The sequence below is a fragment of the Pseudomonas marginalis genome (genome assembly GCF_001645105.1).
Lineage (GTDB): Bacteria > Pseudomonadota > Gammaproteobacteria > Pseudomonadales > Pseudomonadaceae > Aquipseudomonas > Aquipseudomonas petroselini.
Genome location: NZ_LKEG01000044.1, coordinates 97,615 through 117,255 on the forward strand (window position 1 = coordinate 97,615; position 19,641 = coordinate 117,255).

A 19,641-nucleotide genomic window follows, 5' to 3' on the forward strand; every position below is an offset into this window, starting at 1 on the left:
CCGTCAGCAGTCCGGTTTGTCCGCAGTGTAACGACGCGCCGGGTTTACCGCAGCGCCGAATTCACGCAGGGCCTTGGCGCCGATCAGCAACGGGTAGTTGAAGCTGCTGCGGTCGGTGAGGTTGACCTCGACGGTGCGCTTGACGTTGCCCAGGCACATTTCGAGGTCGACCACCGGACGTTTGGCCACGGTCGGCTCGTCCTTGTCGTCGTCTTCGTCGGCGCGGCTCTTGATCTTGCTGATGCGCGAGACTTTGTGTTCGTAGACTTTATTGGACGCATCCTTGCCGCCGAGGCGGAAGCGCACCCAATCGTCGCCATCACGGGTGAAGGTCTCGATGTCGCGGGCCGACAGCGAGGCGGTCAGCGCGCCGGTGTCCATCTTGGCCTTGAAGGTTTCGCCGATCTCCGGCAACTGGATGTATTCGTAGCGACCGTAAAGGGTCGGTTCGGCGGCCATGACAGGCAGGGCAGCCAGGGCGAGGGAGGCAAGGAGCAGTTTCACGAAGTGATTTCCTCGGAAAGAAGTAGGCGGATTCTAGACCGCAAAGGCAGCACTTAGTTAGCTCACCCCAGCATAACCGGCACATTGTGAAACATTCGTCCGGCGAATTGGGATTTGGCCTCTAGACTCAAGCTGCTTATCATGGCCCGCCCACAGGATTCCAAGAGTTACTTATGCGCCGCCTGCTCACCGGCTGTTTTGTCTCACTGCTGCTCTTGCTCAACACCCTGGTCCTGATCGGCCCGCTGATGGTGTTTGCCCTGCTCAAGCTAGTGGCCCCCGGCCGCTATCGTGATTACATGTCGTGGGCGGTGATGTGGATCGCCGAGACCTGGGCAGAAATCGACAAGCTGATTTTCGCGCTGTGCATCCCCACCCAATGGGACATTCGCGGCGGCGGCGATTTGCGCGGTGACACCAGCTACCTGGTGATCAGCAACCACCAATCCTGGGTCGACATCCCGGCGCTGATCCAGGCCCTGAACCGGCGCACGCCGTTCTTCAAATTCTTCCTGAAAAAAGAGCTGATCTGGGTGCCTTTCCTGGGCCTGGCCTGGTGGGCGTTGGACTACCCGTTCATGAAGCGCTACACCAAGGCGTTCCTGGCCAAGCACCCGGAACTCGCGGGGCAGGACTTGAAGATCACCCAGGAGGCTTGCGAGCTGTTCAAGCGCCAGCCGGTGACGGTGGTCAATTACCTCGAAGGCACGCGGTTCAGCGAGGCCAAACGCAAGCAGCAGGCGTCGCCATTTACTCGCTTGCTCAAGCCCAAGGCGGGCGGCGTGGCGTTTGTGCTGGCGGCGCTGGGAGAACAGTTGGACGCCGTGCTGGACGTGACCGTGGTCTATCCGCAGCAAAAGATTCCGGGGTTCTGGGACTTGATCAGCGGCGCGGTGCCCAAGGTGATCATTGACATCCAGACCCGTGAGTTGGATCCGGCATTGTGGCAAGGGGATTACGAAAACGATCCGGCGTTTCGCCAGACCGTCCAGAACTGGGTCAACCAGCTCTGGACGGAGAAAGACGCACGCATCGAGCAACTGCGCGCGGAGCGTCTTTAACTGCCGGTGCCCCAGGCCTGGGCCAGCTTGCCCAGCAACGAGCTGTTGGCACCCTGCCCGCCCAGGTATTGCAGGATCACCGGGGCAAACTGGCCGACCATCCCACTGTCCATGCCCAGGGCGCTGAACGCGGTGTTCAGGTCGTTGGTGTTCTTCACGTTACCCAGCAAACCGTCCAGGCCGCTGGTCTTGCTGCCGCCGGCCTGGCCGAGCATCCCGCTCAATGCCCCGAGGCTACCCAACGCATTGTTGCCCGACAGTTGGTCGAGGCCCGGCACGCTATTGCCCAGTTGCGAATAGTCGTTGCCGCTCAGTTTGTTCTTGGCCAGGCCCAGCATGGCACCCGTACCGCCTACGGCTTGTTCAGGAGTGATGTTCAATTGCGAGGTCAGGGCGCTGAGCAGCCCAGCCGTCTCGGAAGACGGTGCCGCAGCAGCCGCCTTGTTGTTGCCACCCTGCATGCCGGAAATGGCATTGGCCGCATCGCCAAGGCTGAACCCTGCAGCAAACACCGGGCCGGCCGCCAGGGTCATCAGGCAGGAAAGGGCGAAACCGCGTGAAATCTTCATCGAAACAACCTCTGGGTGTAGGGGCGAAAGCAGGCGTTTGACTGGGTATCCGGCACATTGTTCCGGGTCGGCCGAGGAACCCAATCGGCCTACCAGAGTCCATGAAATGACTTCAAGACTCGCCAGGAACAGCCATATGAGCGCCACCCGCCCCCAAGTAATTGAACAAAAAACCCCATTCTGGAGCCGCCCGCACCTGTTTATCGGTGTCTGCGTGGCCATCGTCGCCGGGCTTGGCGGCGCGCTCTACACCCAAGACAACGTCAAGTCTGCCGCCACCCTGGTGACCACTGCCCAGCAACCTGCGGCACAGATCATGGCGCACAAGGATTACCTCGAAGTAGAACCGATCGCCACGGCAGCAGCTGAGCCGGAACGCAGCCTGGAACTGTGGGCCATGCCCGAAGGCAGCGCACCGGTGTCGCTTGGGCTGCTGCCGGAAGATGGCAAAGGCATTATCGGACTTAACCCGCGTCAGCAGAAAAGCATCCGCAAGCCGGTGGAGTTGATGGTGAGTTCGGAGACCAAGGGTGGGTCGGTGAGCAAACAACCGACGGGGCCGACGGTGTACCAAGGGGCGCTGGCAGCGCGATAGGCCAGCATCTTTCGTCCCTGGCAATAAAAAACCGTGGTTTGATCTCGACTTCTTCTAAAGCACTGTCAGTTCTCACAGTAGCCATCGACGGAGAATAATCCCCAGCATAAGGCTTCCCGCAACCCACAGGAGGTGGGTAATGAGAAGCTCACTACTTGCAGGTATGTTGGCCACGATGGCCCTGGTGAACACTGTTGGTGCAGCGACCTCCACCTGTCCCTCGATACAAGCCATCAAACAAACGGAGATGATCAAGGGTGGTTACCGCTATGAGGCGTCACAACCTGATGGACGGGCCTGGACAGGTGAAAACCCGTTGGCTGCCGCATCGTACTTGAATGATTCGACCTTTCACGATGCCCGGTACGATGCAAACAACAAAACCGTCACCTGCACCTATAAGGGCCCCATGAATAACGACGCGAGCTTTTCGGTCGCGCTCAAACCTGTGTCTGCCTGGAACCTTATCCCTCCTATTGGCGAGTGGAAAGGCACGTATTGCGAAGCCCTGGCAATTTCCAAGTGCTCATTTACGCATCAGTAAAAACGTCACCCGAATCATTCCGACCGTTCACGTTCACAAATCCTCAGCCAGCCGTCGACGTTCTTGCGGAACTATAGGCCCGGCACGGCCCACCCAAGGCAGCCTTCTCACGATTTTCGACGCGAAGGTTCAGCCACAAACAAAGGAACTGTGACGACATGATCGGATTGATACCCAATATTTTTGCTGCCGCTACCGCACTCAACCTTCTCGATTTTCGCAGGCCACACCAGGCTTCATCGGGCCAGGCCATCGACATCGGCCAATGCCCAGCCGTCAGCGACATCCACTCCAAACCCTACACGGACCCTGACCTGCCACCGCCCTACGGCGAATCGGCCCACACCAGGGGCAGGACATGGAAGGGCCAGACAGCCGGAACAGATGACGATTATCTAGCCCCCAGGTACGCACTCAAGGCAGAGACCATCACCCAGACAGAGGGAAGGCTACGTTGTGACTATGGCGGAAAGACTGTCGTTGAAGAGGGTGTAACAGCCACTCCCTACCTGCGGCTCAACTCACAATAAATAATAAGGGCGACCCTGGGGTCGCCCTTATTATTTGCCCTGCTCTTTATGCCGCACTGAACAACTTATGCGGATCAATCACAAACTTCTTCGGCACACCCGCATCAAACTCGCCATACCCACGCGGGGCATCATCCAGGCTGATCACCTGCACGCCGACGATTTCGGCAATGTTGATACGGTCCCACATGATCGCCTGCATCAACTGGCGGTTGTACTTCATCACCGGTGTCTGCCCGGTGTGGAAGCTGTGGGATTTGGCCCAGCCCAGGCCGAAACGGATGCTCAGGCTGCCCATTTTCGCGGCGGCGTCTACAGCACCTGGGTCTTCGGTAACGTACAAGCCGGGGATGCCAATCTTGCCGGCCACGCGCACGACGCCCATCAGTGAGTTGAGCACCGTGGCCGGTGCCTCTGCCTTGACGCCGTCATGGCCGTGGCCGCGTGCTTCAAAGCCCACACAGTCAACAGCGCAGTCCACTTCCGGCTCGCCGAGCAGTGCAGCAATCTGCTCGTGCAGCGGCGTGTCCTGGGACAGGTCGGCAATTTCAAAGCCTTGGGCCTTGGCGTGAGCCAGACGGATAGGGTTGACGTCGCCGATGATCACCACCGCAGCACCCAACAAGCGGGCGGAAGCCGCAGCGGCCAAGCCCACAGGGCCGGCACCGGCGATGTACACGGTGCTGCCAGGGCCAACGCCGGCAGTGACGGCGCCGTGGTAACCAGTCGGGAGGATGTCGGAGAGGCAGGTCAGGTCGCGGATTTTCTCCATGGCCTTGTCACGGTCCGGCAGTTTCAGCAGGTTGAAGTCGGCGTACGGCACCAGCACGTACTCGGCCTGGCCGCCGGTCCAGTCGCCCATGTCGACATAGCCGTAGGCGCCACCGGCACGCGCCGGGTTGACGGTGAGGCACACGCCGGTGTGTTGTTCTTTGCACGAGCGGCAACGGCCGCACGCCACGTTGAAAGGTACCGAAACCAGATCACCGATCTTCAGGTTTTCGACATCGCTGCCCTTCTCGATCACTTCACCGGTAATTTCATGACCGAGCACCAGGCCGGTCTGGGCAGTGGTACGGCCGCGCACCATGTGTTGGTCGGAGCCGCAGATGTTGGTGGAGACCACGCGCAGGATGACGCCGTGCTCAATCTTCCTGCCACGGGGGTCCTGCATTTTGGGATAGTCGATTTTCTGTACTTCGACCTTGCCGTTGCCGAGATACACGACACCACGATTACCAGACATGCTTTCACCTCGCTGTTGTTTTTATGGAACTGCGTTGCCCATTTGGGGGGCAGCGCGTTTAAGTGCTCGGGTACAGATGCTGTTTTCTTGCGTTGTTTGTGAGGGCCTCATCGGGGGCAAGCCCCCTCCCACATTCGACCGCATTCCAAAGGCAGAACTTGGTCAACTGTGGGAGGGGGCTTGCCCCCGATTGGCGCCAGTCAGAGCACCACCGTCCGATTGGCGTTCAAAAACACCCGCCGCTCAATGTGATAACCCACCGCCCGCGCCAATGTCAGCCCTTCGATATCCCGCCCCTTGGCAATCAAATCCTCGGGATAGTGGCTGTGATCCACCACCTCCACACCTTGGGCGATGATCGGCCCTTCATCCAGATCGTTGTTGATGTAATGCGCCGTGGCGCCCACCAACTTCACCCCCTTGTTGTACGCCTGGTGATACGGTTTGGCGCCCTTGAACCCCGGCAGCAACGAGTGGTGAATGTTGATCGCTTTGCCATCCAGCTTGCGGCACAGCTCCGGCGACAGCACTTGCATGTAGCGCGCAAGGATCACCAATTCGGCGCCGGTATCTTCCACCACTTGCCACACCTGACGCTCCTGGGACGGTTTGTCGTTGGGGTCGAGGGGGAAATGGTAGTAGGGAATCTGGTGCCAGTCGGCCAAAGGTTTCAAATCGGGGTGGTTGGACACCACCGCAACCACGTCCATCGACAGTTGGCCGATGCGCTGGCGGTACAGCAGGTCGTTCAGGCAGTGATCGGCCTTGGAGACCATGATCACCACTTTTGGCCGGTAGTTCGGCGCCGTAAGCTCGAAGATCATGCCAAAGGCTTCGCCACGAGTGGCCAGGCCATCGCGGAAACCCTGCTCGTCAAAACCGTCGGGCTGGCGGAATTCCACGCGAATAAAAAATCGCCCGGAAAGCCGATCATCGAACGAATGGTGCTCGGTAACGTAGCAACCCTGCTCGAACAGATAGCGGGTGACCGCGTCCACCGTGCCGAGCACGCTGGGGCAGTCGGCGGTCAAAATCCATGTATCGGGTGCGCGGCTCATGGGTGATTCCTCAGGCTTGGACGCTCAGGCCGAATTCAGCCGAGGCATCCTGCAGCCACAACCACCAGTAATCCGAGAAGCTGCGACGGATCACCAGCTCCCAGGTGTCTTCAGCCGTGTGGCGGATCACCAGTTGCGACTTGGCGAACACCGTGCCCACCGCCTTGCCCACCGGGAAGTTGTTGGGGTGCACGTCGTAGCTGGTGGACTTCATCAGCACATCGCGCACGTTCGGGCCACTGAGCTCAAGGATCTGCTGGCCGCCGCTGACGTTGACGATCTGGATATGCAGGTCGCCCAAGGCGGCACGCAGGTTTTGCTCGGCGGCGAATTCTTCACCGCTTGGCACGACCAGCAGCCACTCATCCGGGCCGAGCCATTGCAAGCTGGTTTCGCCTTTGACGATGACCTGCAGGGCGCCTGGAAGCTCAATACCGAGGGCTTTGTGTACGCCGGCGGCGAAGGCTGCATCGTGGCCATCGCCACGAAGGGTCAGGTGGCCGAGGAGTTTCTTTTCACGCACGGTCACGCCGGCGTTCTTGCGGCCCTTGCCGATCAGGCTGGCGAGGTCGGCATGGTGCAGCGACGACTCGGCTTTGGCGCCGGTGGTGGGGCGTTGTTGGTATACGTTGGCTGCTGTCATAGAGCACCTGTCCTGAATTCTGTGGTGACTGTTCTGGCCTCATCGGGGGCAAGCCCCCTCCCACAGGGGAATGCATTTCAACATGTGGGAGGGGGCTTGCCCCCGATGCAGGCGACTCGGTCTATCAAATGTTCTGCCGTTCACCCTTGGGGTCGAAGAACACCGAGGACACAATCTCCGCCTCGATCACACTGCCATCCGCTTGCGGCGAGAACACCCGCTCACCGATGCGCTTCAAGCCGCCCTTCACCACCGCCATCGCAAACGAATAGCCGAGGGAGTTGTGGGCATAGCTCGAGGTGACGTGGCCGACCATCTTCATCGGGATCGTCTGCTTCGGATCGAACACCAACTGCGCGCCTTCCGGCAGCCACACGGTTGGGTCGATCGGCTTCAAGCCCACCAGTTGCTTACGCTCTTCACGCACGCAGTCTTCACGGTTCATCCCACGCCAGCCGATCCACGAGAACGGCTTGGTGCGGCCGACGCACCAGCCCATGTTCAGGTCGTCCGGGGTCATCGAGCCGTCGGTGTCCTGGCCGACGATGATGAAGCCCTTCTCGGCCCGCAGCACGTGCATGGTTTCGGTGCCGTACGGGGTCAGGTTGTACTTTTTGCCGGCCTCGACGATCTGTTCCAGCACGCCCATGGCATAGTCGGCCTGCACGTTGACTTCGTACGACAGCTCACCGGTAAACGAGATGCGGAACACTCGCGCCGGCACACCGCCGACCAGGCCTTCTTTCCAGGTCATGAACGGGAAGCCGTCCTTGTCCAGGTCGATGTCGGTGACCTCACTCAGCAGCTTGCGGCTGTTGGGGCCGGACAGGGTCATGGTCGCCCAGTGGTCGGTGACCGAGGTGAAGTACACCTTGAGGTCTGGCCATTCGGTCTGCTGGTAGATTTCCAGCCACTGCAGCACGCGGGCGGCGCCGCCGGTGGTGGTGGTCATCAAGAAGTGGTTGTCGGCGAGGCAGGCGGTTACGCCGTCGTCGAAGACCATGCCATCTTCTTTGCACATCAGGCCGTAGCGCGCCTTGCCCACGTCGAGCTTGGTCCAGGCGTTGCTGTAGATGCGGTTGAGGAACTCACGCGCGTCCGGGCCCTGGATGTCGATCTTGCCGAGGGTCGACGCGTCCAACAGGCCGACGCTGTCGCGCACGGCCAGGCATTCGCGTTTCACCGCGGCGTGCAGGTCTTCACCGTTGCGCGGGAAGTACCAAGGGCGTTTCCACTGGCCGACGTCTTCAAACTCGGCGCCGTTCTTGACGTGCCAGGCTTGCAGGGCGGTGTAGCGCACCGGTTCGAAGATGTGCCCACAGTGACGCCCCGCCACCGCGCCGAAGGTCACCGGCGTGTAGTTGGGGCGGAACATGGTGGTGCCCATCTGCGGGATGGTCACGTTCAGCGAGCGCGCCGCAATGGCCAGACCGTTGACGTTGCCCAGCTTGCCTTGGTCGGTGCCGAAGCCGAGCGCGGTGTAGCGCTTGACGTGCTCGACCGACTCGAAACCTTCGCGGGTCGCCAGTTCGATGGCGGCGGCGGTCACATCGTTTTGCAGGTCGACAAATTGCTTCGGTGCCCGTGCAGTCGGTTTGTCGTGCGGCACTTGGTACACCGCCAGCGTCGGCTCTTCCAGACGGCTCAGGGCTTTGGGCAGCGTACCTTCTACCGGGGCGAAACCCGCTTCACTGGCCGCGCGCACGCCGCCTTCGAAACCATCGGCGAGCGAATCGCCGAGGCTGTAGACGCCGTTGATGCCGCCGACGCACACGCGTTTCTGCGGGGCTTCACCCGGTACGAAACCGAGGATGTCTTCACGCCAAGTCGGCTTGCCGCCCAGGTGCGAGGCCAGGTGGACCACCGGGCTGTAGCCGCCGGAGCTGGCCACCAGGTCGCACTCCAGCCACTCGCCTGGGCTGGTGACTTTATGCGCTTTCACATCAATCGCGGCCACACGGGCAGCGGTGACGTGCTTGCTGCCACGGGCTTCGATCACGGCGCTGCCGGTGAGGATACGAATGCCTTTGGCGCGGGCTTCTTCAACCAGGGCGCCGCGTGGGTTGTGGCGCACATCAGCCACTGCCACCACTTGCAGGCCAGCGTCGAGCCAGTCCAGCGCAACGCGGTAGGCGTGGTCGTTGTTGGTCGACAACACCAGTTTCTTGCCCGGTGCTACACCGTAGCGGCGCACGTAAGTCGAGACTGCACCCGCGAGCATGTTGCCCGGCACATCGTTGTTGCCGTACACCAGCGGGCGCTCGCACGCACCGGTCGCCAGCACCACACGCTTGGCGCGGACACGGTGGATACGCTGGCGCACCACGCCAATCGGCGCACGGTCACCGAGGTGGTCGGTAAGGCGTTCGTGAATGGTCAGGAAGTTGTGGTCGTGGTAGCCGTTGACGGTGGCGCGAGGCAACAGCACCACGTCCGGCAGCGCCTTGAGTTCCGCGATAACGCTGGCGACCCATTCCGCAGCCGGCTTGCCGTCGAGGCTTTCGCGCGAGTCCAGCAGCGAACCGCCGAACTCTTCCTGCTCATCGGCGAGGATCACGCGGGCACCGCTGCGCGCAGCCGCCAGGGCAGCGGCCAGGCCGGCGGGGCCTGCGCCCACCACCAGCACGTCGCAGTGACGGTTGAAGTTGTCGTAGGTGTCCGGATCGTTCTCGGTCGGCGAGCGGCCAAGGCCAGCCGCCTTGCGGATGTACTTCTCGTAGGTCATCCAGAACGATTGCGGGTACATGAAGGTTTTGTAGTAGAAACCCGGCGGCATCAGCTTGCCGCCGACCTTGCCGAGAATGCCCATCACGTCATTGTTGACGTTCGGCCAGCCGTTGGTGCTGGTGGCAACCAAGCCCTGGTACAGCGCCTGTTGCGTGGCACGCACGTTAGGGATTTGCGTGGCTTCGGTCGCACCGATCTGCAGCACGGCGTTCGGCTCTTCGGCGCCGGCGGCAAAGATGCCACGAGGGCGCGAGTACTTGAAGCTGCGGCCGATGATGTCGACGCCATTGGCCAGCAGGGCTGCAGCCAGGGTGTCGCCTTCAAAGCCTTTGTAGCTCTGGCCGTTGAAGGTAAACGTCAGGACTTTATTGCGGTCGATGCGGCCACCGTTGGACAGGCGATTGGTCTGGCTCATACCTTCTCTCCAGCAGCCTTGGCGGTGAATTGCGGCTTGGTGCCGATCTTGTAGGTTTCAAGAATTTCGTAGGTCAGGGTGTCGCGGGTCGCGTTGAAGTACTGGCGGCAACCGGCGGCGTGAATCCACAGCTCGTGGTGCAGGCCACGGGGGTTGTCGCGGAAGAACATGTAGTCGCCCCACTCTTCATCGGTGCAGGCGTTCGGGTCCAGCGGGCGCGGGATGTGCGCTTGGCCGGACGCGTGGAATTCCTCTTCGGAGCGCAGTTCTCCACAGTGAGGACAGAAGATATGCAACATAGGGAATTTCTCCTGTTAGTGGGCGACGGCCGCAGCGCCGTGTTCGTCGATCAACGCACCGTTGTGGAAACGGTCGATGGAGAATGGCGCGGCCAACGGGTGCATTTCACCCTTGGCGAGGCTGGCGGCAAACACGTTGCCTGAGCCCGGCGTGGCCTTGAAGCCACCGGTGCCCCAACCGCAGTTGAAGAACATGTTCGGCACCGGGGTCTTGGAGATGATCGGGCAGGCGTCCGGCGTGGTGTCGACGATGCCGCCCCACTGGCGGTTCATGCGCACGCGGGACAGCACCGGGAACATCTCGACAATGGCCTGGATGGTGTGTTCGATCACCGGGTACGAACCACGCTGGCCGTAGCCGTTGTAGCCGTCGATACCGGCGCCGATCACCAGGTCGCCCTTGTCGGACTGGCTGATGTAACCGTGCACCGCGTTGGACATGATCACGCTGTCGATAATCGGCTTGATCGGCTCCGACACCAACGCTTGCAGCGGGTGGGATTCGATCGGCAGGCGGAACCCGGCGAGCGAAGCCATGTGCCCGGAGTTACCGGCGGTCACCACACCGACGCGCTTGGCGCCGATAAAGCCCTTGTTGGTTTCCACGCCGATGCACACGCCGTTTTCCTTGCGGAAGCCGATCACTTCGGTCTGCTGGATCAAGTCCACGCCGAGGGCGTCGGCGGCACGCGCAAAGCCCCACGCCACGGCATCGTGACGGGCGACGCCGCCGCGACGTTGTACGGTGGCGCCGAGTACCGGGTAGCGGGTGTTTTTCGAGCAATCGAGGTACGGGATCTCGTCGGCCACTTGCTTCGCGTTGAGCAGTTCGCCGTCCACGCCGTTGAGGCGGTTCGCGCTCACGCGGCGCTCGGAATCACGGATGTCCTGGAGGGTGTGGCACAGGTTGTAGACGCCACGCTGGGAGAACATCACGTTGTAGTTCAGGTCCTGGGACAGGCCTTCCCACAGTTTCATCGCGTGCTCGTACAGGTGCGCCGACTCGTCCCACAGGTAATTGGAGCGCACGATGGTGGTGTTGCGCGCGGTGTTACCGCCGCCCAGCCAGCCTTTCTCGACCACCGCCACGTTGGTGATGCCGTGTTCTTTTGCCAGGTAGTAGGCAGTCGCCAGACCATGCCCGCCGCCGCCGACGATGACCACGTCGTAGACCTTTTTAGGGGTCGGCGTGCGCCACATCTTCTGCCAGTTTTCGTGGTGGCTGAGTGAGTGCTTGAAGAGGCCGAAGCCTGAGTAGCGTTGCATAGTCATTACTCCAAAACCGCGCTCAGCGATAAACCGGGAAATCAGCGCACAGGGCAGACACTTGCTTGGCCACGTTGGCCTCGACATCGGCATCACCGAGGTTGTCGAGGATGTCGCAGATCCAGCCGGCCAGTTCGATGCACTGCGGCACTTTGAAACCACGCGTGGTCACCGCCGGGGTGCCGATGCGCAGGCCCGAGGTCACGAACGGCGACTGCGGGTCATTCGGCACGGCGTTCTTGTTGACGGTGATGTGGGCGCGACCGAGGGCGGCGTCCGCCTCCTTGCCGGTGAGGCCCTGACGGATCAGGCTGACCAGGAACAGGTGGTTATCGGTGCCGCCGGACACTACATCGTAGCCGCGTTTGATAAATACGCTGGCCATGGCCTGGGCGTTGTCGATCACTTGTTGCTGGTAGACCTTGAAGCCAGGCTCCTGGGCTTCCTTGAAGCACACGGCCTTGCCGGCGATGACGTGCATCAGCGGGCCGCCCTGGGCGCCAGGGAACACGGCAGCGTTGAGTTTCTTCTCGATTTCTTCGTTGGCCTTGGCCAGGATCAGGCCGCCACGGGGACCGCGCAGGGTCTTGTGGGTGGTGGTGGTGACCACATCGGCGTACGGCAGCGGGTTCGGGTACAGGCCGGCGGCAACCAGGCCGGCAACGTGGGCCATGTCGACGAACAGCAGCGCACCGACCTTGTCGGCGATGGCGCGAAAGCGTGGAAAATCCAGGGTCTTGGAATAGGCAGAGAAACCCGCCACGACCATTTTCGGCTTGTGTTCGACGGCCAGGCGTTCGACTTCGTCGTAGTCGATCAGGCCGGTGTCGGTGTTGATGCCGTACTGCACGGCGTTGTACAGCTTGCCCGAGGACGACACCTTGGCGCCGTGGGTCAGGTGACCGCCATGGGCCAGGCTCATACCGAGGATGGTGTCACCGGCGTTCAGCAACGCCAGGTACACCGCGCTGTTGGCGGAGGAGCCGGAGTGCGGCTGCACGTTGGCGTAATCGGCACCGAACAGCTGCTTGGCGCGCTCAATGGCCAGGGCCTCGACTTTGTCCACGTGCTCACAGCCACCGTAGTAGCGCTTGCCCGGATAGCCTTCGGCGTATTTGTTGGTGAGGCCGCTGCCTTGGGCTTCCATCACGCGTTTGCTGGTGTAGTTCTCTGACGCGATCAGCTCGATATGATCTTCCTGACGCTGCTCTTCGGCATTCATGGCCGCCAGCAGTGCGTCGTCATATCCCTGGATCTGGTCTTTTTTGCTGAACATCGCGTCTCTCCCAGCCTTTCGTATTGTTGAGGCCCATGCAGGGCCCTTTGATGCGATGGTAGGGCTGGTGCAGGCAGGTCAAATGCCTACGGACGCCACGCAAAGGTGCGTTTACGACATAGCAGGAACAACGCGGAAAAAATGTGGGAGGGGGCTTGCCCCCGATTGCAGGGTGTCAGCCACTGCATCTGCAAGCTGGCCCACCGCTATCGGGGGCAAGCCCCCTCCCACAGGGGATTACGCGAGGATCTGGCGGATGAGTAGCAGCAGCAGGAAATGCAGGGGATAGAGGGTGTAGGCCCAGCGGCGCATGGCGGGTGGCGAGATGTTTTGCCCATGTCGCAACAAGAACAATCCAGCTAATGGCGCGATCAGGCACATCACCAACCCGAGCATGGCAACCAGACTGCCGCTATTGAGCAAAATCTGCCATTGATTGGCCGCGACGCAAACCACGCCCGGCATCAGGCTGAAATACCAAGGCCGACGAAACACCAGCAACATCGCCAATGGCAGTAATACACCGAAGAAACCGAACATTAACTTCGTCGAAAATACCGCGGCAATTATGACGGCAATCACCGCCAATCCTCGATCAAAAAGCGTCTTCTGATGCCATCCTCGGGCAACCAGCAACCCCAGCGCCAAGGTCGGCAACACATTCAACGTATCGGCATCGTCGATAAACATTCGATAGGGCACTTCGCTGATCACACTGAACAGCAGCAGCCATCCCAGGTAACGCCATTGGCCCGTGACAGGTGCGTTTCTCGCCCGATGCAAATTCGCCGCAATCGCCAGGCAAAACCACGGAAACGCCAGGCGCCCCGGCACATACAGGCCATCCAGGCTCAAACCGACATACCGCAGGTGGTCCAGCACCATGCTCACCAGCGCCAGCCACTTGAGCAGATCCAGAGCGCCATCACGGACGCGTCCGACAGGCATCGTTTCAGTACCGTGCATAATTCCCCAGTGACTTTGCATTTACAGTGCGTGCGCACCCGCGACAATCTTGGTTACAGTGCGCACCAACATCGACCACAGGAATGGGCCATGACCGACAAGAGCCAACAATTCGCCAGTGACAACTATTCCGGTATCTGCCCGGAAGCCTGGGCCGCCATGGAACAAGCCAACCAGGGTCATCAGCGCGCCTACGGCGATGATGAATGGACCCACCGCGCCGCCGACGGTTTCCGCAATCTGTTCGAAACCGACTGCGAAGTGTTCTTCGCCTTCAACGGCACCGCCGCCAACTCCCTGGCGCTGTCCTCTTTGTGCCAGAGCTACCATAGCGTGATTTGCTCGGAAACCGCCCACGTCGAAACCGACGAATGCGGCGCGCCGGAGTTTTTCTCCAACGGCTCCAAGCTGCTCACCGCCCGCACCGAAAACGGCAAGCTGACCCCGGAATCGATCCGCGAGATCGCCCTCAAGCGCCAGGACATCCACTACCCGAAACCGCGCGTCGTCACCCTGACCCAGGCCACCGAAGTCGGCAGCGTGTACACCCCGGAAGAAATCCGCGCCATCAGCGTGACCTGCAAGGAACTGGGGCTGAACCTGCACATGGACGGCGCACGCTTCTCCAATGCCTGCGCGTTCCTCGGCTGCTCGCCGGCCGACCTGACCTGGAAGGCCGGCGTGGATGTGTTGTGTTTTGGCGGCACCAAGAATGGCATGGCCGTGGGTGAAGCCATCCTGTTCTTCAACCACAAGCTCGCCGAAGACTTCGACTACCGCTGCAAACAAGCCGGCCAGCTCGCGTCGAAAATGCGCTTCCTGTCCGCCCCGTGGGTAGGCCTGCTGGAAAACGACGCCTGGCTCAAGCATGCCCGCCACGCCAACCACTGCGCCCAGTTGCTGAGCAGCCTGGTGGCGGATATTCCCGGTGTGGAGCTGATGTTCCCGGTGCAGGCCAACGGCGTATTCCTGCAACTCTCGGAACCGGCCATCGCCGCGCTGACCGCCAAGGGCTGGCGCTTCTACACCTTCATCGGCAAAGGTGGCGCACGCTTCATGTGTGCGTGGGATACCGAGGAAGAGCGTGTAAGAGAATTGGCGGCGGATATTCGGAAAGTGATGGAGGCCTGAAACGACGGGCCTTTCAGCCTCTTAGCAGAGACTGTTTGTACGTGTTTCTGACAGTATCTATCTACCCCCTGCCTTGGATAGGATCTCTGCACCCCGAACGAACGGACGCGTTCTTTCGGGGCTGACTGCCTGCCGAATAGTCGGCTGGAAATGGAAATCCGATAGAGGGCAATATCATGGAAATTCAATGCTACACGACGGACTCGCAACTTCGAGACGGCACCAACGCCACACTCGTCAGCCTGGACGACCTGAGGAAGCTGGCGAATCTCGGCGACACTATTGTCGAGCCTTCAAGGCTCTTCACCGTCACCGGTAAAGAGTTTGAAATGACAGCATCCGGCGCGTACATCATCAACCTGTTTGTGCGTTAAGCACTGACTGTGGGAGGGGGCAAGCTCCCCCTCCCACATTTAGACGCGCTTCGTTAATCAGAACTCGATCCGCACATCACCCTTCGGCACACTGCAGCACGACAGGATGTAGCCCTCGGCTTCGTCCTCCTCGGTGATCCCGCCGTTGTGGTCCATCTCAACCTCGCCCCCCAGCTTCATCACCTTGCATGTGCCGCAAATCCCCATGCCACAGGCTTTCGGGATCAACAGGCCGAGCTTGGCCGCCGCCGCATGCACGGTTTCGCCCGGTGCGACGCGAATGCTCTTGCCCGACGCAATGAATTCCACCTGGTGCAGATCCGCCAGATCGATTTCCGGTGCGTCGGCAGCTTGTTCGGCTTGCTCCACCGCATCAGCACGGGCTTCGGGTGGCGTGGCGCCGAAGGATTCTTCGTGGTAGCGCGCCATGTCGAAACCGGCGACTTCCAGCAGGCGCTTCACCGCGTTCATGTACGGCGTAGGCCCGCAGCAGAACACTTCGCGCTCCAGGAAGTCCGGCACCATCAGTTCGAGCATCTTGTGGTTCAGGTAACCGCGATAACCTGCCCACGGCTCACCCAACCCGTGTTTCTCACAGATCAGGTGCAGGCTGAAGTTATCGATGCGCGACGCCATGTGCTCCAGCTCGCGGTGGTAAATGATGTCCTTGGGCGAGCGGGCGCTGTGGATAAACGTCATGTCGACATTCGCGTTGGTGTCGTAGAACCAGCGCGCCATGGACATGACCGGGGTGATCCCCACACCACCGCTGAGGTACAACACTTTCGGGCTCGGATAATCGATGGCGTTGAACAGGCCCACCGGCCCGTGCACCGCCAACTCCTGGCCTTCGTGCAGGGTGTCGTGCAGCCAGTTGGAGACCTTGCCGCCCGGCACACGCTTGATCGTCACCGAGAAGCTATACGGCACCGACGGCGAGCTGGAAATGGTGTACGAACGCATGATCGGCTGGCCTTCGATTTCCAGCTCCAGAGTGACGAACTGCCCCGGCTTGAAAAAGAACAGGATTGGCTGGTCGGCCATGAAGCAAAAGGTGCGCACGTCCCAGGTTTCCTGGATGACTTTGACGCAACGGACGATGTGCCGACCATTGGCCCAGGTCTGGGTCGTTACCGGATTCAGGAAATTGCTGGACATGTTGTTCTCCACCGCCGAGGTCGGCCTTATGGTGGCGATTCTGCGTAACGCGAGAACCACCCATTTACCTATCTGCGACATTCACATACTTATCGCGACCAGCCCCCATACCACGGGGGTTGCGCGTCGGGATCAGAGTGGGCCATGTCGCTCATGGATAAGGTTCGGCGCATCGGCGGCCCCACACTCGCTCCCAACACAGACGCTTTCTTTACGCCTTGCTGCAAACCTGATTAGCCACTTATCTCGGCCACACAGAATGGCCATGAGGACACACACGATGGACGTCACCGCAACTTTAAGCTTGGGCGATCCGCTGGAACCCGCACGCAAGGCCACCGCGCAGATGCTGCAAGAGCGCGAGCGCACCTTTTCGCTGCCACAGCCGTTCTACTCTGATGAGCGGTTGTTTGATATCGACATGCAGGAGATCTTCCAGAAAGAGTGGTTGATCGCCGGCATGACCTGCGAGATCCCCACCAAGGGCAACTACCTGACCCTGCAAGTGGGCAAAAACCCGATCATCGTGATCCGTGGCGCCGAAGGCGTGGTGCATGCCTTCCACAACGTGTGCCGCCACCGTGGCTCGCGCTTGTGCACCAGCGACAAGGGCAAGGTCGCCAAACTGGTGTGCCATTACCACCAGTGGACCTACGAACTGGACGGGCGCCTGCTGTTCGCCGGTACCGAGATGGGCGCCGACTTCGACATGAAGCAGTACGGCTTGAAGCCAGTGAACGTGAAGACCGCGGGTGGCTACATCTTCATCAGCCTGGCTGAGAACCCGCCGGCCATCGATGACTTCCTGTCGACACTGAACCACTACATGGAACCCTACGACATGGAGAACACCAAGGTGGCGATTCAGACCACCTTGTTCGAAAAGGCCAACTGGAAGCTGGTGCTGGAAAACAACCGCGAGTGCTACCACTGCAACGCGTCGCACCCGGAACTGCTCAAAACCCTGCTGGAATGGGATGACGTCACCGACCCGCGCGCCGACCAGGCGTTCAAGGACCACGTGGCCGCGTCTGCCGCTGCCTGGGATGCCGAGAAGATCCCATACGCCCACGCGAGCTTCGGCTTGCGTAACCGCATCGTGCGCATGCCGCTGCTCAAGGGCACCGTGTCGATGACCCTGGACGGCAAGCAGGGCTGCGCCAAACTCATGGGTCGCATCAAGAACCCGGACCTGGGCTCGATGCGCATTCTGCACCTGCCGCACTCGTGGAACCACTGCATGGGTGACCACATCATCGTGTTCACCGTGTGGCCGATCAGCGCCCAGGAAACCATGGTCACCACCAAGTGGATCGTGCACAAGGATGCGGTCGAGGGCGTGGATTATGACGTGGAGCGCATGCGCCAGGTGTGGGACGCCACCAACGACCAGGATCGTCGCCTGGCCGAAGAGAACCAGCGCGGGATCAACTCCACCGCCTACCAGCCCGGCCCTTACTCCAAGACCTATGAGTTCGGCGTGGTGAACTTCGTGGATTGGTACAGCGAGCGCATGCTCAGCAACTTGGGTGCCGCCCCGGCGCCGTACCTCAAAGGTGTTGCCGTACACGAATAAAAAGGTGGGGCTTGCCTGCGATGGCGGTATGGGCTGATACAACGCCATCGCAGGCACCTCCCACATTAGCTTTCACCCATGATCAAAATTTGATCAACCCCCTTGCAGACCACTCGCACCCTGCCTTCCAGCCTTTCCCCAACAACTTATCCACAAAGCCACCCACAGCAATTGTGGGCAACTGTGCTATCCCCTAAAAATAAATGAAGAAAATCCGTGACTTATTCGTGCTGCCAGTTTTAAAGCACAGCTGATCATTTTCTGACCAATACCGTGAAAGCCAAGTAAACCGTGGCTTGTAGCGGTACGCAAACACCTTATCCACAGAAGCACCAACAGACTTTGGGGGCAACTTTGACGGTGCTGTGGAAAACCGCTTCAAACCTTCATAAATCGCGGTTTACAGGGGTTTTAGTCGAAAAAAACTGTGAATCGATCAGATTTTGACCAACTGAATGAAAGCCTTTATTTATAAGGGCTGCAGCCGAGAGCGAACACGTTATCCACAGAAGCGCCAACAGAGTATGGGGGCAAGTCGGCTGGGAAAAATGCACAGAGACAGTGAAAAACCCAAGTAAAAACCGTCAGTTAGCTTGGTTGTTTTTCGTACAGAGGGCTGCAGGGCTTGATTCACAGGGGCTGTGGACAACCGCGAACAGGTTATCCACAGACGGGTCAACAGGGATTGTGGGTAAGCCCAAGGGACTTCAAGCTTGGAGAGCTGGCTTCCCTGCTATAGCCATTGGAATCTACACATCTTTGTAGTGAGCGGGCTTGCCCCGCGCTGGGGGGCGAAGCCGCCCCAAACCAAACGACTTGGTTTTATCTGAAACTCAGCGGCGTATTTATTGGGGCGGCTTCGCCCCCCAGCGCGGGGCAAGCCCGCTCACTACAGTTACAGATACGCCTGCTCCCACAGGGGATCAGCGTACGACGCCTTCCTCAACCAACAGCTTGAGAATGGCCTCGGCGCCCGCTTCCGGAGTGAGGCCCTTGAGCACTTGCCCACCGCCGCCGCTGGCCTTGGCCGTGGCGGCTTTCATACGATCGGCGCCGCTCTTGGCCTTGATCACCTTGAGCCGCTTGGGCCGAGGCTTGGCCGGTTGCAGCACGGCCCCTGTGTATAACGCGTCCTGCTCGACTTCAACTTCGTGAGCCGCCAGTTCACCGCGCTGCGCCGGGCCGTACGCACTTTGCCGAGGCTTGGGCGCGGCGTTATCCACGGTCGCCAGGAACGGCAAACGCACCTTCAACCGGCGCCGCTGGCCGCGTGGCAGGGCTTGCAGCACATGGGCCACGCCCGCTTCGATCGATTCAACCTGCGCCAGCCCGACAATCAGCGGCCAGCCCAACTGCTCGGCCAGCAAGAACGGCAACATGCCCGAGCCTTCACCGGTTTCGGCCTGGCTGCCAGTGAGCACCACCTGGGCACCGGCATCGCGCAAGTACTCACTGAGTACCGGCAACGCATCGCTGCCAGCCGGTTGCTCCAGTACATGTAACTCTGGCAAGCCCATGCCCAGGTAACTGCGCAGTGTCGGTTCGGCGATGTTGCCGGCGTGCAGCACCTGCAACTTATCCCCAGCCATTTGCAGGCCCAGTTCGACGGCGCGCGCGTCCTGCTCGGCACGGCGCGGGCGCCCGGAGGTAGGGTGGGCACCGACGGACACCAGGCTGATTACATTCGTCGTCATGGTCATATC

The 19,641-nt window shown here is 60.6% G+C and carries 19 protein-coding genes; 7 read left to right on the forward strand and 12 right to left on the reverse strand.

Features of this window, described 5'->3' with window-relative positions; genetic code table 11:
* Window positions 1-3: 3 nt before the first annotated feature.
* Window positions 4-504, reverse strand: coding sequence for a retropepsin-like aspartic peptidase RloA2 (gene rloA2 / locus AO064_RS18625; protein ID WP_015886235.1), 501 nt, complete (start codon window positions 502-504; stop codon window positions 4-6).
* Window positions 505-677: 173 nt separating this feature from the next.
* On the opposite strand from rloA2, the gene AO064_RS18630 reads away from it, so the two are divergent.
* Window positions 678-1,565, forward strand: coding sequence for an acyltransferase (locus tag AO064_RS18630; protein ID WP_064054265.1), 888 nt, complete (start codon window positions 678-680; stop codon window positions 1,563-1,565).
* On the opposite strand, the gene AO064_RS18635 is transcribed toward AO064_RS18630, so the two are convergent.
* Window positions 1,562-2,134 carry a DUF2780 domain-containing protein gene (locus AO064_RS18635; RefSeq protein ID WP_015886237.1) on the reverse strand — a complete coding sequence of 191 codons (573 nt, stop codon included), beginning with the start codon at window positions 2,132-2,134 and terminating at the stop codon, window positions 1,562-1,564. The genes AO064_RS18630 and AO064_RS18635 overlap by 4 nt on opposite strands.
* Before the next feature lie 136 nt (window positions 2,135-2,270).
* Here AO064_RS18635 and AO064_RS18640 point away from each other — a divergent pair, with 136 nt between their 5' ends.
* The 3 genes from AO064_RS18640 to AO064_RS18650 all read left to right on the forward strand — a co-directional run bounded on the left by AO064_RS18640 (window position 2,271) and on the right by AO064_RS18650 (window position 3,803).
* Entirely contained in the window at window positions 2,271-2,729 is a 459-nt protein-coding gene (locus tag AO064_RS18640; RefSeq protein WP_064054266.1) for an anti-sigma factor domain-containing protein, read from the forward strand.
* Window positions 2,730-2,868: 139 nt separating this feature from the next.
* On the forward strand, window positions 2,869-3,273 hold the full coding sequence (locus AO064_RS18645) for a DUF3757 domain-containing protein (RefSeq protein ID WP_064054267.1): 405 nt from the start codon (window positions 2,869-2,871) through the stop codon (window positions 3,271-3,273).
* Window positions 3,274-3,431: 158 nt separating this feature from the next.
* A complete protein-coding gene (locus AO064_RS18650) occupies window positions 3,432-3,803 on the forward strand; it encodes a hypothetical protein (RefSeq protein ID WP_064054268.1) in 372 nt (123 codons plus the stop codon).
* A gap of 46 nt (window positions 3,804-3,849) precedes the next feature.
* On the opposite strand, the gene fdhA is transcribed toward AO064_RS18650, so the two are convergent.
* From fdhA to AO064_RS18690, 8 genes are all read right to left on the reverse strand, one after another.
* Window positions 3,850-5,049: a formaldehyde dehydrogenase, glutathione-independent gene (fdhA, locus tag AO064_RS18655; RefSeq protein WP_015886239.1), complete on the reverse strand. Its 1,200-nt coding sequence runs from the start codon at window positions 5,047-5,049 to the stop codon at window positions 3,850-3,852.
* 200 nt (window positions 5,050-5,249) lie between these two features.
* A complete protein-coding gene (gene purU, locus AO064_RS18660; protein ID WP_016977808.1) occupies window positions 5,250-6,107 on the reverse strand; it encodes a formyltetrahydrofolate deformylase in 858 nt (285 codons plus the stop codon).
* A gap of 10 nt (window positions 6,108-6,117) precedes the next feature.
* Window positions 6,118-6,750, reverse strand: a complete 633-nt coding sequence (locus tag AO064_RS18665; RefSeq protein WP_064054269.1) for a sarcosine oxidase subunit gamma — start codon at window positions 6,748-6,750, stop codon at window positions 6,118-6,120.
* Window positions 6,751-6,874: 124 nt separating this feature from the next.
* A complete protein-coding gene (locus tag AO064_RS18670) occupies window positions 6,875-9,892 on the reverse strand; it encodes a sarcosine oxidase subunit alpha (RefSeq protein WP_015886242.1) in 3,018 nt (1,005 codons plus the stop codon).
* Entirely contained in the window at window positions 9,889-10,191 is a 303-nt protein-coding gene (locus AO064_RS18675) for a sarcosine oxidase subunit delta (RefSeq protein ID WP_015886243.1), read from the reverse strand. The genes AO064_RS18670 and AO064_RS18675 overlap by 4 nt, the downstream gene beginning before the upstream one ends.
* A 15-nt stretch (window positions 10,192-10,206) precedes the next feature.
* Complete coding sequence (locus tag AO064_RS18680) at window positions 10,207-11,457, reverse strand: sarcosine oxidase subunit beta (RefSeq protein WP_010207084.1); 1,251 nt, start codon at window positions 11,455-11,457, stop codon at window positions 10,207-10,209.
* A gap of 22 nt (window positions 11,458-11,479) precedes the next feature.
* Window positions 11,480-12,733, reverse strand: coding sequence for a serine hydroxymethyltransferase (glyA, locus tag AO064_RS18685; protein WP_064054270.1), 1,254 nt, complete (start codon window positions 12,731-12,733; stop codon window positions 11,480-11,482).
* A gap of 237 nt (window positions 12,734-12,970) precedes the next feature.
* On the reverse strand, window positions 12,971-13,699 hold the full coding sequence (locus tag AO064_RS18690; protein ID WP_064054271.1) for a TraX family protein: 729 nt from the start codon (window positions 13,697-13,699) through the stop codon (window positions 12,971-12,973).
* A 90-nt stretch (window positions 13,700-13,789) separates the two neighbouring features.
* Here AO064_RS18690 and AO064_RS18695 point away from each other — a divergent pair, with 90 nt between their 5' ends.
* Together AO064_RS18695 and AO064_RS18700 are read left to right on the forward strand one after the other, a co-directional pair.
* On the forward strand, window positions 13,790-14,830 hold the full coding sequence (locus AO064_RS18695) for a threonine aldolase family protein (RefSeq protein ID WP_015886246.1): 1,041 nt from the start codon (window positions 13,790-13,792) through the stop codon (window positions 14,828-14,830).
* Between the two features lie 176 nt (window positions 14,831-15,006).
* The gene (locus tag AO064_RS18700) at window positions 15,007-15,204 is read left to right on the forward strand and encodes a hypothetical protein (RefSeq protein WP_064054272.1); all 198 of its coding nucleotides are present in this window, start codon (window positions 15,007-15,009) and stop codon (window positions 15,202-15,204) included.
* 57 nt (window positions 15,205-15,261) lie between these two features.
* Here the strand turns inward: AO064_RS18700 and gbcB are convergent, their stop codons facing one another.
* Entirely contained in the window at window positions 15,262-16,362 is a 1,101-nt protein-coding gene (gbcB, locus tag AO064_RS18705) for a glycine-betaine demethylase subunit GbcB (protein WP_015886250.1), read from the reverse strand.
* 280 nt (window positions 16,363-16,642) lie between these two features.
* Between gbcB and gbcA the strand changes: the two genes are divergently transcribed.
* The gene (gene gbcA, locus AO064_RS18710; protein WP_015886251.1) at window positions 16,643-17,938 is read left to right on the forward strand and encodes a glycine-betaine demethylase subunit GbcA; all 1,296 of its coding nucleotides are present in this window, start codon (window positions 16,643-16,645) and stop codon (window positions 17,936-17,938) included.
* Window positions 17,939-18,861: 923 nt separating this feature from the next.
* On the opposite strand, the gene etfB is transcribed toward gbcA, so the two are convergent.
* Window positions 18,862-19,632: an electron transfer flavoprotein subunit beta gene (etfB, locus tag AO064_RS18715; RefSeq protein WP_064054273.1), complete on the reverse strand. Its 771-nt coding sequence runs from the start codon at window positions 19,630-19,632 to the stop codon at window positions 18,862-18,864.
* Window positions 19,633-19,641 lie beyond the last annotated feature (9 nt).